The sequence below is a fragment of the Actinomadura atramentaria DSM 43919 genome (assembly GCF_000381885.1).
GTDB lineage: Bacteria > Actinomycetota > Actinomycetes > Streptosporangiales > Streptosporangiaceae > Spirillospora > Spirillospora atramentaria.
Window position 1 is genome coordinate 410,421 of record NZ_KB907208.1, and the last position, 13,075, is coordinate 423,495.

A 13,075-nucleotide genomic window follows, 5' to 3' on the forward strand; every position below is an offset into this window, starting at 1 on the left:
ATCAAGCGTCCGGAATCCAGCTCCCGTGGAAACCGGCGGGAACCCGGCGCGGAAGCCTGATCGAGGCCGTCCGGGTGAGATCCGTCGCATCCAGGACGACCAGCTCGCGGCCGTCCACGACGGACAGCAGCCAGCCGTCGTCCTCGGACGTCCGGTCCGCCGCCGGGACGAACACCGCCTCGCCCGGCAGCTCCGCCGCGACCGCCGTCACGCCGCCCGTCGCCAGGTCGTACTTCACGATCGACCCGGCGCCCGCGCCGGGCACCGCGCCGCCGACCGCGTAGAGGTAGCGGTGCTCGCGGCCGGTGCGGTCGTCGTCGTGCGTCGGGAACTCGATGTTGCGGTCGTCCAGCGCCTCCTCGGCGGCGCGGCCGGTCGCCGGGTCGAACGTCCAGCGGTGCAGCGTCGCCGCGCCGGCCCCCGCCGACAGCGCGGGGTCCGCGGAACCGCCGATCATCGTCCACAGCGTGCGGAAGTCGTCCGGCCGGTAGCGCGCGCCGTCGAGCACGACCTTCCCGTCGCGCTCGTGGGCGTTGCCGACGTGGAAGACGTAGCAGGGCTCGACGTCGAACCACCGCACGTCGCCGCCCGCGCGGGGCATGACGCCGATCCGCGCGCCGTACCCGTCGTCCCAGCGGTACGGCATCCCGGCCCCGCCGGCCGCGAGGTCCAGGTCGAACACCATCGGCAGGTCCAGCCAGACGACGTAGTTCTCGGTGATGGCGAAATCGTGCATCATCGTCGGCCCCGGGGCGGGGATCTCGCGGCTCTCGACCAGCTCCCCGGCGGCCGACAGCCGGTGGTACGTCAGGTACGGCGGCAGGAACCCGTACCCGAAGAACAGCAGCTCGCCGGTCACCGGGTCCTGCTTGGGGTGCGCGGTCATCGCGGTGGTCAGCCGCCCGCCGAAGTCGCAGGGGCCGACGGTGTCCAGCTCGGGCGTCAGCTCGTAGGGGAACCCGACCTCCACCAGCGCGAAGATCTTGTCGGCGTGCGGGACGACGTGGGTGTTGGCGGGGACGGCCGCGCGGTCGAAGGTGAGGTCCTCGCGGACGAACGGCGCGTCGTCGGTGAACTGGGTCGTCCGGACCCAGCGGTTGCGGTACCACTCGGCGCGGCCGTCGCGCAGCCGCACGCCGTGGATCATGCCGTGGCCGGTGAACCAGTGCCCGCTCGCTTCGCCGGGCCGCGGGTTGGGGCCGTTGCGGAAGAACCGGCCGGTCAGCTCGGGCGGGAGGGTTCCGGTGACCTCCAGGTCGAGCGCGTCGATCTCGTCGGGGACGGGCGCGAGGTGGCCTTCGAGCCAGGCGGGCGCTTCGGTCATGGCGTGCTCCTTCGGTCGGGGAGGATCAGGCGTGGTCGGCGAGGCCGTGGGCGGCGAAGTAGCGCTTGCGGGCGTAGTCCGGGTAGCGGCGGGTGACGATCGCGGGGACGGCGAACCCGGCGATCTTCGCGGCGACCAGCAGCGCCGTGTTGTGCGGCTCGGTGTCCTGGACGATGAACAGGACGACGGCGCTGAGCGTGAACGCGGCGGCCCAGACGGCGGTCAGCACGGTGTTGATCTGGCGGAACAGCTCGGTCCCGGCCTGCTCGGCGGTCACGTTGCGGCGCGCGATGCCGCTGGTGAAGGGCTGCCGGACGGCGAGCGTCCCCCAGGCGGTGAGCGCGAGCCAGCCGATGGCCATCGACGCGCCGAAGTCCAGGACGCGCGCGCCGGGGTTCGCCAGCGTCGCGGCGGTCAGCGCGGCCATGTAGACGGCGCTGGAGCATTCGAGGATCAGTGCGTCGAACCGCTGCCCGTCGCGGCGCTGGACCGCGAGGACGGCGAGGGCTCCGACGAGCCCGGCGACCGCGCCCGCCAGGTTGTCGAACCCGCTGATGACGGCGAGGGCGATCCACGGGAGGAAGGTGAGGCCGTAGTGCTTCAGCATGGCGGTGGAGCCCTCCAGACGTTCCAAGTTCGACAGGTCAGACGATGACATTCCTACTCAGACATGTCAAGCATGAGATGTACGATCTGGAACATGAGCCTTCGCTACGCCGTCCTGGGCCTGATCGCCGAGCTGGAAGGGGCAAGCGGTTACGACCTGCTGAAGATGTTCGAGCTGTCGCTGGACAACGTATGGCCCGCCACGCAGAGCCAGATCTACGGCGAGCTGGGCAAACTCACCGCCGACGGGTGGATCGAGGTCGTCGGCGAGGGCCCGCGCGGCCGGAAGGCGTACGCGATCACGCCCGCGGGCCGGGCGGCGATGCGGCACTGGCTCGTCGACACCGTGCCCGCCGCGCCCCGGCGCGACGAGCCGATGCTGCGGGTGTTCTTCCTCGGGCAGGTGGACCGCGCCGAGGCCGCCGAGATGCTGCGCCGCCACGAGGACGCCGTGCGCGGCGCGCACGCGGAGCTGGCCGAGCTGGACGCCCAGCTCGAGTGGGACCACGACGACCTGTCGTTCTACGGCCGTCTCGTCATGGAGTACGGCAAGCGCCTGCTGGCGATGCGCACCGAGTGGGCGGAATGGGCGCGCGCCGAGATCGAGGCCGACCCGCGCGCCTGACGCCCCGGGCGGCGCGCCCGCGCCAGCCCGGGGCCGCCGGTCAGGAGAAGTCCGCGGCGTGGTCCGCGGCCCACCGTGCGTACGTGCGCCCCGGTCGGCCGAGGATGCGCTCGACCTCGGGCGTCAGCTCGGCCGGGCGGTGGACGGCCGACTCCTGCGCGCGCAGCATCCAGCCCGCCATCTCGTCGGTGACGAAACCGTCCGTCATCGCGGCGCGGGCCGTCTCGGGGTCGACGGTCTCGCAGGCGACCGGACGGCCGATCGCCTCGCCGATGTGCCGGACCTGGTCGGCCATCGTCAGCGACTCCGGGCCGGTCAGCTCGGGCCGCGTCCCGACCAGGCCGTCCGACAGGAACGCCCTGACGGCGACGTCCGCGATGTCGCGCTCGTGGATCGGACCGACGTGCGAACCGGGGTAGGGGAGCCGGACGGCCCCGGTCGCGCGGATCTGCCCGGCCCACGCCAGCGTGTTCGCGGCGAACACGCCGGGCCGCAGGTGGACCCACTCCAGACCCGTCTCCTCGACCACCCGTTCGAGCTCCAGATGGTGGTCGCCGATCGGGTTGCCGGGCCACTTGGACGCCTGCGACGACAGCGTGACCACGCGCCGGACGCCGTGCGCGCGGGCCGCCGCGAGGAGCTTCGGGATGTCGCGGCCCGCGCCCACGGCGTGCAGGAACAGGCCGGTGACGCCCGTGAGCGCCGCGTCGCCCGCCGCGTCCGCCGTCGCCACCGCCTCGGCCCCCGCGGGCAGCCGCGCCGCCGCCGGGTTCCGGGTCAGGCCCCGGACCGGCTCGCCCGCGGCCAGTAAGGCGGCCGCCACTTCGTAACCGACGTTGCCGGTCGCACCGCTGACCAGGTACATCGCACACCACCCTCTTTCATCCGTTTGGATGAACGTATCAAAGGCCGGTCGTCTATCCTGCGGCGGTGACACCACGCAGCACGCCCGCGCCGGAAAGCCGCAGGCAGGACCCGGACAAGACGCGCCGCGCGCTGCTGGACGCCGCGCTCGACGTCTTCTCCGAGAAGGGCTACGCCGGCGCCCGCGTCCAGGACATCGCCGACCGCGCCGGCGTCAACAAGCAGCTCATCAGCTACCACTTCGGCGGCAAGGAGGGCCTGTACGCGGCGCTCCACGAACGGTGGCTGCGCCGCGAGGCCGAGCTGACCGGGCCGGACAAGTCCCTGGAGGACCTGATCCTGGCCTACCTGCGGCACTCGCTGCGCGACCCGCGCGGCGTCCGCCTCAAGGCGTGGAAGGGCCTCACCGAGTGCGCCGACGACGTCCCCGCCGAGCCGCCCGAGGACCTGACGGACCTGCTGCGCCGCCGCGACGCGGGCGAGATCGCCGCCGAGTTCGACCCGGCGTGCCTGATGATGATGCTCTACTCGCTCGTCATGGGGCCGATCATCCTCGCGCCCACCGCGCGCGCGATCGTCGGGCACTGCCCCGGCTCGCCCGAGTTCGAGGAACGGTACGGCGCGCAGCTCCGGCTGCTGCTGCGCCGCCTCGCCGAGACCGCGCCCTAGTCGCGCCAGAACTCCAGCAGCGCGCGGCCGATCAGGACGTCCGTCCGGTTCAGGCCGACCGCGTCGCACACCGCGTAGGCCAGGTCGAAGAACGCCGTGTTCACCGCCGGGATCAGCCACAGCGCGGCGAGCAGGGCGAGGAACACGAAACCGCCGAACCGGTCCGCCCACGCCCGGACCGGGCGCGGCAGGAACGGCTCCGCGACGCCGAACCCGTCCAGGCCCGGGATCGGCAGCAGGTTCAGCAGCGCGGCCGTGACCTGGAGGAAGCCGAGGAACGCGATGGCCGTCCAGAACACCGCGTGGTCGCGGGACGCGAAGTTCTTGAAGATGACGCCCAGCATGATCGCGAACACCGCGTTCGACAGCGGGCCCGCCGCCGACACCAGGCTCTGCCGCCAGCGGTCCCGGATCGCGTGCCGGTCCAGCCACACCGCGCCGCCCGGCAGGCCGATCCCGCCCAGCAGCACGAACACCACCGGGATCGCGAAGCTGAGGACGCGGTCCGCGTACAGCAGCGGGTTCAGCGTCAGGTAGCCGCGCGTCGCGACCGTCCGGTCGCCCGCGCGGTGCGCCAGGTAGGCGTGCGCGAACTCGTGGACGCACAGCGTCACGATCCAGCCCGCGACCACGAACACCAGCAGCAGCACCCGCGCCGGGCGGACGATGCTCAGCCCGTACCGCCAGCACGCCAGGCCGCACAGGACCGTGACCGCCGCGAGCACGAGGAAGACCGGGCTCGGCCGGACCCCCGGCCGCCGCGCCCCGTACGGCGTCGCCATGCTGCTGCCCCCCCGTCGCCCCGTGCCGTCCGAACGCTATCGGGCGCCCGTGACGACCGGGACGACGTACGTGCGCAGGAACGCCCGCAACTCGTCGTCCGTGCGGTGCCGGTCCATGACGATCAGCGACGTGATGACGCGGAACAGGAACTCGACCGTGCCCTCCACCTCGATGTCGGCGCGCAGCAGCCCGTGCCGCTGCGCCCGCGCGAAATGCGGACGGACGTAGTCGCCGCACAGGTTCAGCACGTGCTCGGCCGCGCCCGCCACCGCCGCCTGCATGTGGCCCGCCGCCTCCGGGACGAGGAACCGCGCGATCGTCTCGTCTCCGCGCACGAACGACACGGCGTCGATGGTGCCCTCCACGACCGCCGCCGACACCGACTGCTCCCCGCGCAGCCGCTCCGCGAGCCCGTCCAGGAACCGTTGCAGGTCCCGCAGCACGACGGCGAGGATCAGCTCGTCCCGCCCGCCCGTGACCGCCCGGTACACCGTCGCCCGCGACAGCCCGGCCGCCGCCGCGATGTCCTCCACGGTCGTCTTAGCGACGCCGAACCGCGCGAAGCAGTCCTGCGCGGCATCGATGATCCGCTCACGAGTGGTGTCCGTGGTCGCCGGGGGCATGAACGAAGATTACGACGAACCACCCCACCCCGAATCACCCCGGTAGCCCCCGCCAACCCCGAAGCGGTCTCAGAGAGAGTTCCAACGAGCACCCGACCACGAGCCACCGGGGGTCTCCACCCGAACCGGAACAGAAACCACGGGGGGTTACCCGCGCGCGCACGGCCGCGAGCCACCGGCTCTACACCCGGCAGGGACGGAAGCCCCGGGGGTTACCCGGGGGACGCACGCGAGCTACCGGGGGTCTCCACCCGAACCGGGACAGTAACCACGGGGGGTTGCCCGCGCGCGCACGGCCGCGAGCCGCCAGGCGAGTGGCCGGGCGCGCGCAGCGCGAAGGGTCGCACCGCAGCGGAGCGCCAGCGGAGCGAGGATGCGACGCTTCGCGCCGCGGGGGGTGTGGGGGGTCGCCCCCCACAATTAAAAGAGCGTGCCCTCGTGTTCAATGCCCCGTAGCGCGTCATAGTCCAACGTCACGCAGTCGATGCCCCGGTCCGCCGCCAGCACCCGTGCCTGGGGTTTGATCTCCTGGGCCGCGAACACTCCGCGCACGGGCGCGATGAGCGGGTCGCGGTTGAGGAGTTCCAGGTAGCGCGTGAGCTGTTCGACGCCGTCGATCTCGCCGCGCCGTTTGATCTCGATGGCGACGGTGCCGTTGGCGGCGTCGCGGCAGAGGATGTCGACGGGGCCGATGGCGGTGGGGTACTCGCGGCGGATGAGCGTGTAGCCGTCGCCGAGGGTGGTGATGTGTTCGGCGAGGAGTTCTTGGAGGTGGGCTTCGACGCCGTCCTTCTGGAGGCCGGGGTCGAGGCCGAGTTCGTGGCTGGTGTCGTGCAGGACCTCGTGGATCGTCAGGATGAGGCGTTCGCCGGATTTGCCGTGCGTGACGGTCCAGCGCGCGACGGCGCCGCCCTCGTCGAACGGCTCCTCGCGGAGCGAGCACGGCGGGTTCATCCAGTTCAGCGGCTTGTAGGCGCGGTCGTCGGCGTGGACGCTCACGCTGCCGTCGGCCTTGATCAGGACGAGCCGGAGGGCGAGGGGCAGGTGGGCGGTGAGCTTGCCGGCGTAGTCGACGCTGCAGCGGGCGATAACGAGACGCACGACGCCCGAGCTTAGTTCGCCGGCCGCGCCGCCGCGTCCCGGACCGGCCAAGTCCCCGGGGCCGCGTACCTCGGTCAGGCGTCCTGTCAAGACCTGTCTTTCCCGGCGCGCCGTGATTAGCGTCGATCCGGTGGGTGCTCAATCACGACGTGTGAAAGGAACCCCCGATGTCCCTTGACGTGTCCCCCGAACTGCTGGAGACCGCGCAGCGCGGCGAGGTCGACGACGCCGCGTTCGTCGCGTGCGTGCGCGACTCGCTGCCCTACGCCTGGGAGATGATCACCGAGCTGGTGGCGCGGCTCCAGGTGGACGGCGGCGACTTCGCCGACAACACCGTCCCGCCGCCGGACGAGGCCGCGCGCGGCCAGCTCCTGCGGGCTCTGGCGTCCGACGCGATGCGCGGCAGCCTCGAACGCCACTTCGGCGTGAAGCTGGCGTTCCAGAACTGTCATCGGCTGGCCGTCTTCCCGCCGGGCGACTCCCCGGCGTACCGGACGTTCGTCACCGCGCGCGAGCAGATCCTGAACCAGTCCCCGGAGCTGCGCGACTGCTGACGCCGAGGGGCCGCGCCCGGCGCGGCCCCTCACCCGGCGCGGCGGACGAGCGGCAGCACCTCGCCGCCGAGCCGCGCGATGTTCTCCAGCGTCGCGGCCTCCGATCCCGCGCCTTCCACCAGGAAGATCAGGTGCCGCAGGCCGGTGTCCAGGGTGCGGCGGATCGCGGCGGCGCAGTCGGCGGGCGAGCCGACCGGGTGCAGCCCGCACAGTTTCCGGACGTACGCGGACGCGTCGCGGTGCGGGCGCGGCCGGTCGTCCACCGGGACGTAACCGTCCAAGCCCGGCCCGAGCCACCCCGGCATCCCCGCCAGCAGCGCCCCGGCGGCGTCGTCGCGCGACGAACCGACCTGCGCCAGATGCGCCGAGACGTGCGGCACGTCCGGGCCGCCCGCAGCGCGGTACCGCCCCAGCGCCGCCGCCTTCTCCGCGTCCCCCACGTGCATCCCGAGCAGCATCGGCAACCTCCGCGCGGCCGCCAGCCCCTCCGTCTCCGGCGACGTGCAGGCCACCCACACCGGCGGCGGCTCGGCGGTGCGCGGCACCACTGGCACCTCCCGGAACGCGAAGTGCTCGCCGCGCCACCCGACCCGCTCCGAGCGCAGCCACGCCAGCAGCAGATCCAGCGATTCGGGGAACCCGGACTCGTACCGCGAGAGCCCCGTCCCGAACACCTCCAGCTCCCGCCACGGCCCGCCGCGCCCGACGCCGAGCCGCAGCCGACCGCCGGACACCAGCGCGAGCATCGCCGCCTCCTCGGCGACCGCGACGGGATGCCGCGCCGACAGCACCGTCACGGCCGTCCCGACGCCGATCCGCGCCGTCCGGCCGAGCAGGTGCCCGGCCAGCGCCAGCGCGGACGGGACGGTGCCGTAACTCATGAAGTGGTGCTCCGCGACCCAAACGTCGTCGAATCCCGCGTCCTCGGCGGCGGCCGCCGCGCGGACCGTCCGGGCGAGGGAGGCGGCGTCGTCCTCCCCGGGGAAGCGGGCTGCCAGGAGGAAGATTCCGAAGCGCACCTCCGGGTCGTACCCCGCCGGGGCCCTCTGGGAGACTTCGGACATGAGCACGGTTTCGTTCACCAAGGTCGGTGTGGTCGGACTCGGGACGATGGGCGCGGGCATCGCGGAGGTCCTGGCGCGCGGCGGGCTGCCCGTCGTCGGCATCGAGATCAGCCCCGAGGCGCTGGACCGGGGGCGCGGCCACCTGGAGAAGTCCACCGGACGCGCCGTCAAGCGCGGCAAGCTCACCCCCGAGGCGCAGCGCGAGATCCTGGACCGCATCGCGCTGTCCACCGACTTCGGCGACCTCGGCGACTGCGACCTGGTCATCGAGGCGGTCCCCGAGCGCCTCGACCTCAAGCGCCAGGTCTTCGCCCGCCTGGACGAGGTGTGCCGCGCGGACGCCGTGCTCGCCACCAACACGTCCTCGCTGTCGGTGACGGAGATCGCCGTCGCGACGAACCGGCCCACCAAGATCGTCGGCGTCCACTTCTTCAACCCCGCGCCGGTGATGCGGCTGGTCGAGGTCATCACGACCGTCCTCACCGAGCCGACCGCCGTCGCGGGCGTCGCGGACCTCGTCACCAAGCTCGGCAAGACGCCGGTCACCGTGGGGGACCGCGCCGGGTTCGTCGCCAACCGGCTGCTGTTCGGGTACCTCAACCAGGCCACCGCGATGCTGGAGAACGGCCACGCCACCCGCGACGACATCGACGCCGCGATGACGGCGGGCGGCGGCCTGCCGATGGGGCCGTTCACGCTGATGGACCTCATCGGCCTCGACACCTGCCTCGGCGTGCTGGAGGCCGTGTACGCCGAGTCCCGCGACCGCCGCCACGCGCCGTCGCCGCTGCTGCGCGAGCTCGTCACGGCCGGGCTGCTCGGCCGCAAGACCGGGCGCGGGTTCTACGCCTACGACGGGTCCGCCGACGAGGCGGCCGCCGAGTCCGGTCCCGCGCCCGCCGTCGCCGTCGTCGGGGAGGTCGCCGGGATCACCGGCGACGCCGACCCGGCCGCCGCCGACCTCGTCGTCCTCGGCGCGGGCGCGGAGCTGCCGGACGGCGTCAAGCCGGACGCGGTCATCGCCGTCGCCGCCGAGGGCCCGGTCACCGCGCGGGCCGTCGCCACCGGCCGCCCCGGCGACGTCGTGGGCCTGCGCGTCCCCGAGCCCGACCGCCCGCTCGCCGAGCTCACCGTCACCGCGCTGACCCTCCCCGCCACCGCCGACCGCGCCGCCGCGCTGCTCGCCGGGCTCGGCCGCACCGCCGTCCGCTGCCGCGACCGCGCCGGGGCCATCGTGGACGCGCTGCGCTTCCCCTACCTCAACGACGCCGCCGCGATGCTCGGCGCGGGCTACGCCGACGCCGACGCCATCGACGCCGCCATGACCCTCGGCTGCGGCTACCCCACCGGCCCCGTCGCGGACCTGGACCGGCTCGGCCCCCGCCGCGCCGTCGAGGTCCTGACCGCCCTGTACGAGGAGTCGCGCGAACCGGCCCTCGCGCCCGCGCCCGTCCTGGTCGAGCACGCCGCCGCCGGACGCGGCCTGCGCTGACCGGTACCCGCCGGTACGACCTATCCTGACGGCCATGAGTCCCCGCAAGAACCGCCGCTCCGCGCCGGGCCGCCCGACGCCCGGCGCGGCGTGGAACCGCGACACCGAGGAGGCCGACGACGGCGCCTGGGTCGTCGCGGCGGTTCCCGGGGCGCGGGCCGTCAAGCCCTACCGCTGCCCCGGCTGCGACCAGCTCATCGCGGTCGGGCTGCCGCACGTCGTCGCCTGGCCCGCCGACCGCCCCGGCGGCGCGGACGACCGGCGGCACTGGCACCGACCCTGCTGGACGGCCCGGTCCCGGCGCGCGCCCCGCGTCCAGCGCTCCCGCAACGCGCCGCGCCACTAGGGGGACCAGATGGCCGAGATCCGCGCCGCGTCCGTGCTGCCCGCGCGGCGCGAGGACATCGTGCTGCACACCGCCGACGGGCTGCGGCTCGTCGGGGAGCTGGCGCTGCCGCCCGGGCGCCCACCGGTCGCGACGCTGCTGTGCCTGCACCCGCTGCCGACCGCCGAGGGCATGATGGACAGCCACGTCCTGCGCAAGGCGTCGTTCCGGCTGCCCGCGCTCGCGGACGTCGCCGTCCTGCGGTTCAACACGCGCGGCACCACGTCGGCGCGCGGCACCAGCGACGGCGTGTTCGGCGGCGGCGAGACCGAGCGGCACGACGTCGCCGCGGCCATCGAGTACGCCGAGTTCAACGACCTCCCGCACCCGTGGCTGCTCGGCTGGTCGTTCGGCACCGAGCTGGCGCTGAAGTGGGGCCGCGACCCGCTGGTGGAGGGCGCGATCCTGCTGTCCCCGCCGCTGCACCGCGCCACCGACGCCGACCTGGACGCCTGGGGCGCGGACGGCCGCCCGGTCGTCGCGCTGATCCCCGAGTTCGACGACTACCTGCGGCCCGCCGAGGCCCGCGCCCGGTTCGCCCGGATTCCGCAGGCCGAGGTCGTGGCGGTGGACGGGGCCAAGCACCTGTGGGTGGGGGAGCCGTACGTGCGGATCGTGCTGAACGAGATCGTCCGGCGCGTCGCGCCGGGCGCGTTCCCGCTTCCCACGGATTTCTGACCACGGGTTCCTGGCCACGGGTTTCCGACCACGGGTTTCCGACCACGGGTTGGACCGATCCCACCGCTGACTCGCGCGGTGCGGCGCGGTCGTCCGCCCGGTAAACCTCTCCGGCCGATCACGGCCGATCACGGTCAGCCCGCCGCGCCCGGCGGGGTTCTGGGCGAGCATGAGCGGGTGCGGCTTTTCGCCAGAGATGTCGGGTCCGGTCCACCCCTCGTGCTGCTCCACGCCTTCCCGCTCTCGTCCGCGATGTGGCTCGCGCAGCGCGAGGGCCTGGCCGACCGCTTCCGCGTCCTCACCCCCGACCTGCCCGGCTTCGGCGGCTCCCGGCTCGTCGGCGGGCCGCCGTCGCTGGACGCCGCCGCCGACGCGGTCGCCGAACTGCTCGACTGGCACGGCATCGGACGCGCCGTCGTCGGCGGCGTCTCGCTCGGCGCGCACACCGCGCTCGCGCTGCTGCGCCGCCGCCCCGACCTCGTCGGCGGGCTCGTGCTCGCCTCCGCGCGCGCCGCCGCCGATCCCGACGACGTCCGCGCCGCGCGGCTCCGGCAGGCCGACGCGCTGGAGCGGACCGGCGACATCCGCGCCGTCGCCGACGACGTCCTGCCGCGCCTCGTCGGCCGCACCACGATGACCCGGCAGGCGTTCGTCTACGGGCGCGTGCGCGGCCTGGTGCAGGCCGCGCCGCCCGCCGCCGCCGCGTGGGCGCTGCGCGCGCTCGCGGACCGCCCCGACGAGACCCCGGCCCTCGCCGCCGCCGACGTGCCCGCGCTCGTCCTGCACGGCGCGGAGGACGCCCTGACCGACGAGCGCGACGCCCGCGCCCTCGCCGCCGCCCTGCCCGCCGCGCGGCTGGAGGTCATCGCGGAGGCCGGGCAGCTCAGCCCCGTCGAGCAGCCCGCCCGCTTCGACCGCGCCGTCGCCGCGTTCACCGCCGCCCACGCCTGACCCGCGTACGTCAGGTGCTCTCCTGGCGCGGCAGCACGACCTCGCGGATCAGCAGCGAGATCGCCGCCGCCGTCGGGATGGCGATCAGCGCGCCGACGACGCCGAGCAGCGCGCCGCCGACCAGCGCCGCGACGATCGTGACGGCCGGGGCCACGTCCACCGTCCGCTTCATCACGCGCGGGTACACCAGGTAGTTCTCCACCTGCTGGTACACGACGTAGAACACGACCGCGATGATGCCCTCGTACATGGAGCCCGTCAGGAACACCACCAGGCACACCACCGTCGCGCCGACCGTCGCGCCGACCAGCGGCACCAGGTCCGTCACCGCGACGATCAGCGCCAGCGCCAGCGCGTACGGGACGCCCAGGATCTCCATGAAGATGTACGACGTGACGCCCGCGATGAACGCGATCGTGAACTGGCCCGCGACGTAGCCGCCGATGCGCTCCAGGATCTCGTCCCCGAGCAGCGCCACCCGCGCCCGCCGCGTGCGCGGCGCGAGCTGGTAGGCGAACGTCTTGATCTGCGGCAGCGACGACAGGAAGTACAGCGTCAGGATCAGGACCGTGATCGTCTGGAACGTGCCGCTCAGCGCCTGCTTGCCCGCGTCGTAGACCCGGTTCAGCAGGTCCTTCTGGAACCCCGGCTCGTTGATCTTCTTCTGCGCCTGCTCCAGCAGGTGGTAGCGGCGGTCCCAGTCCGCGATCCGCCGGTTGCTCTGCAACTGGTTGATGTAGTCCGGGATGTTCTCGACGAGCTTGGTGACCTGCTCCGTCAGCGGCGGGATCAGCGACGCCACGAACCCCGCGAAGAACAGCAGCACGCCGAGGAACACCACCGCGACCGCCCAGCCCCGCGACAGCCCGATGCGCTTCAGCCGCTCCACCGCCGGGTTCAGCCCGACCGCCAGGAACAGCGCCACCACGATCATCACCAGGACGGACTTCGCGCTGGTGATCGACCGGACCAGCAGCCACGCCGTGATCACGCCGAGCGCGGCGGTGAACCCGAACACGAACGGGTGCGCGCGGCCGAGCGGCTGCCCCGGCCGCCCGAACGGGAACATGTGGTCGGCGCGGGCCTCCCGGCGGGCCTGCTCGACGTCCCGCGCCGGGTCGGGCACCGGCTCGTCGGACGCACCGTCGTCGGGCAGCGGCTCGTCGCGAACCGCGACGGCCGCGCCCGGCGCGGGCTCGTCGGCGGCGTCCGCCAGGTCCCCGGCGCGCGCGCCGCCGCCGGACGGGAGCCGCCCGGCCTCGGGATCGTCCGCCGGGGCGGCGGGTTCGGGCACGGCCGGGCTCTCGGCCGGGTCGTCGTCGCGCAGCGGCTCGTCGGGCACGCGGATCTCCTTCA

At 73.9% G+C, this 13,075-nt stretch carries 15 protein-coding genes; 7 read left to right on the forward strand and 8 right to left on the reverse strand.

What is annotated here, in order from left to right:
* Window position 1 precedes the first annotated feature (1 nt).
* Together G339_RS0101900 and G339_RS0101905 are read right to left on the reverse strand one after the other, a co-directional pair.
* Window positions 2-1,324: a carotenoid oxygenase family protein gene (locus tag G339_RS0101900; RefSeq protein WP_019629382.1), complete on the reverse strand. Its 1,323-nt coding sequence runs from the start codon at window positions 1,322-1,324 to the stop codon at window positions 2-4.
* A gap of 25 nt (window positions 1,325-1,349) precedes the next feature.
* Entirely contained in the window at window positions 1,350-1,958 is a 609-nt protein-coding gene (locus tag G339_RS0101905) for a hypothetical protein (RefSeq protein WP_205625467.1), read from the reverse strand.
* A gap of 66 nt (window positions 1,959-2,024) precedes the next feature.
* Here G339_RS0101905 and G339_RS0101910 point away from each other — a divergent pair, with 66 nt between their 5' ends.
* Window positions 2,025-2,555 carry a PadR family transcriptional regulator gene (locus G339_RS0101910; RefSeq protein ID WP_019629384.1) on the forward strand — a complete coding sequence of 177 codons (531 nt, stop codon included), beginning with the start codon at window positions 2,025-2,027 and terminating at the stop codon, window positions 2,553-2,555.
* Between the two features lie 40 nt (window positions 2,556-2,595).
* On the opposite strand, the gene G339_RS0101915 is transcribed toward G339_RS0101910, so the two are convergent.
* Complete coding sequence (locus G339_RS0101915) at window positions 2,596-3,420, reverse strand: SDR family oxidoreductase (RefSeq protein WP_019629385.1); 825 nt, start codon at window positions 3,418-3,420, stop codon at window positions 2,596-2,598.
* Between the two features lie 65 nt (window positions 3,421-3,485).
* Between G339_RS0101915 and G339_RS0101920 the strand changes: the two genes are divergently transcribed.
* A complete protein-coding gene (locus G339_RS0101920) occupies window positions 3,486-4,088 on the forward strand; it encodes a TetR/AcrR family transcriptional regulator (RefSeq protein WP_019629386.1) in 603 nt (200 codons plus the stop codon).
* Here G339_RS0101920 and G339_RS0101925 read toward each other — a convergent pair.
* The 3 genes from G339_RS0101925 to nucS all read right to left on the reverse strand — a co-directional run bounded on the left by G339_RS0101925 (window position 4,085) and on the right by nucS (window position 6,595).
* Entirely contained in the window at window positions 4,085-4,870 is a 786-nt protein-coding gene (locus tag G339_RS0101925) for a site-2 protease family protein (RefSeq protein ID WP_019629387.1), read from the reverse strand. The genes G339_RS0101920 and G339_RS0101925 overlap by 4 nt on opposite strands.
* A gap of 36 nt (window positions 4,871-4,906) precedes the next feature.
* The gene (locus G339_RS0101930) at window positions 4,907-5,494 is read right to left on the reverse strand and encodes a TetR/AcrR family transcriptional regulator (protein ID WP_019629388.1); all 588 of its coding nucleotides are present in this window, start codon (window positions 5,492-5,494) and stop codon (window positions 4,907-4,909) included.
* A gap of 420 nt (window positions 5,495-5,914) precedes the next feature.
* Window positions 5,915-6,595 carry an endonuclease NucS gene (gene nucS, locus G339_RS0101935; RefSeq protein ID WP_019629389.1) on the reverse strand — a complete coding sequence of 227 codons (681 nt, stop codon included), beginning with the start codon at window positions 6,593-6,595 and terminating at the stop codon, window positions 5,915-5,917.
* Between the two features lie 167 nt (window positions 6,596-6,762).
* Here nucS and G339_RS0101940 point away from each other — a divergent pair, with 167 nt between their 5' ends.
* Window positions 6,763-7,149, forward strand: a complete 387-nt coding sequence (locus G339_RS0101940) for an SCO5389 family protein (protein ID WP_026341059.1) — start codon at window positions 6,763-6,765, stop codon at window positions 7,147-7,149.
* 29 nt (window positions 7,150-7,178) lie between these two features.
* Here the strand turns inward: G339_RS0101940 and G339_RS0101945 are convergent, their stop codons facing one another.
* Complete coding sequence (locus G339_RS0101945) at window positions 7,179-8,168, reverse strand: LLM class flavin-dependent oxidoreductase (protein ID WP_026341060.1); 990 nt, start codon at window positions 8,166-8,168, stop codon at window positions 7,179-7,181.
* A 43-nt stretch (window positions 8,169-8,211) separates the two neighbouring features.
* Between G339_RS0101945 and G339_RS0101950 the strand changes: the two genes are divergently transcribed.
* The 4 genes from G339_RS0101950 (at window position 8,212) to G339_RS0101965 (ending at window position 11,719) form a co-directional block, all read left to right on the forward strand.
* Window positions 8,212-9,705 carry a 3-hydroxyacyl-CoA dehydrogenase family protein gene (locus tag G339_RS0101950; RefSeq protein WP_019629392.1) on the forward strand — a complete coding sequence of 498 codons (1,494 nt, stop codon included), beginning with the start codon at window positions 8,212-8,214 and terminating at the stop codon, window positions 9,703-9,705.
* Window positions 9,706-9,739: 34 nt separating this feature from the next.
* Window positions 9,740-10,051, forward strand: a complete 312-nt coding sequence (locus G339_RS0101955) for a hypothetical protein (protein ID WP_019629393.1) — start codon at window positions 9,740-9,742, stop codon at window positions 10,049-10,051.
* 9 nt (window positions 10,052-10,060) lie between these two features.
* Window positions 10,061-10,768 (forward strand): alpha/beta hydrolase, encoded by a 708-nt coding sequence (locus G339_RS0101960; RefSeq protein WP_019629394.1) that lies wholly within the window; start codon window positions 10,061-10,063, stop codon window positions 10,766-10,768.
* A 219-nt stretch (window positions 10,769-10,987) separates the two neighbouring features.
* A complete protein-coding gene (locus G339_RS0101965) occupies window positions 10,988-11,719 on the forward strand; it encodes an alpha/beta fold hydrolase (protein ID WP_019629395.1) in 732 nt (243 codons plus the stop codon).
* 10 nt (window positions 11,720-11,729) lie between these two features.
* On the opposite strand, the gene G339_RS0101970 is transcribed toward G339_RS0101965, so the two are convergent.
* Window positions 11,730-13,061, reverse strand: coding sequence for an AI-2E family transporter (locus tag G339_RS0101970; RefSeq protein ID WP_240489726.1), 1,332 nt, complete (start codon window positions 13,059-13,061; stop codon window positions 11,730-11,732).
* Between the last annotated feature and the right edge of the window lie 14 nt (window positions 13,062-13,075).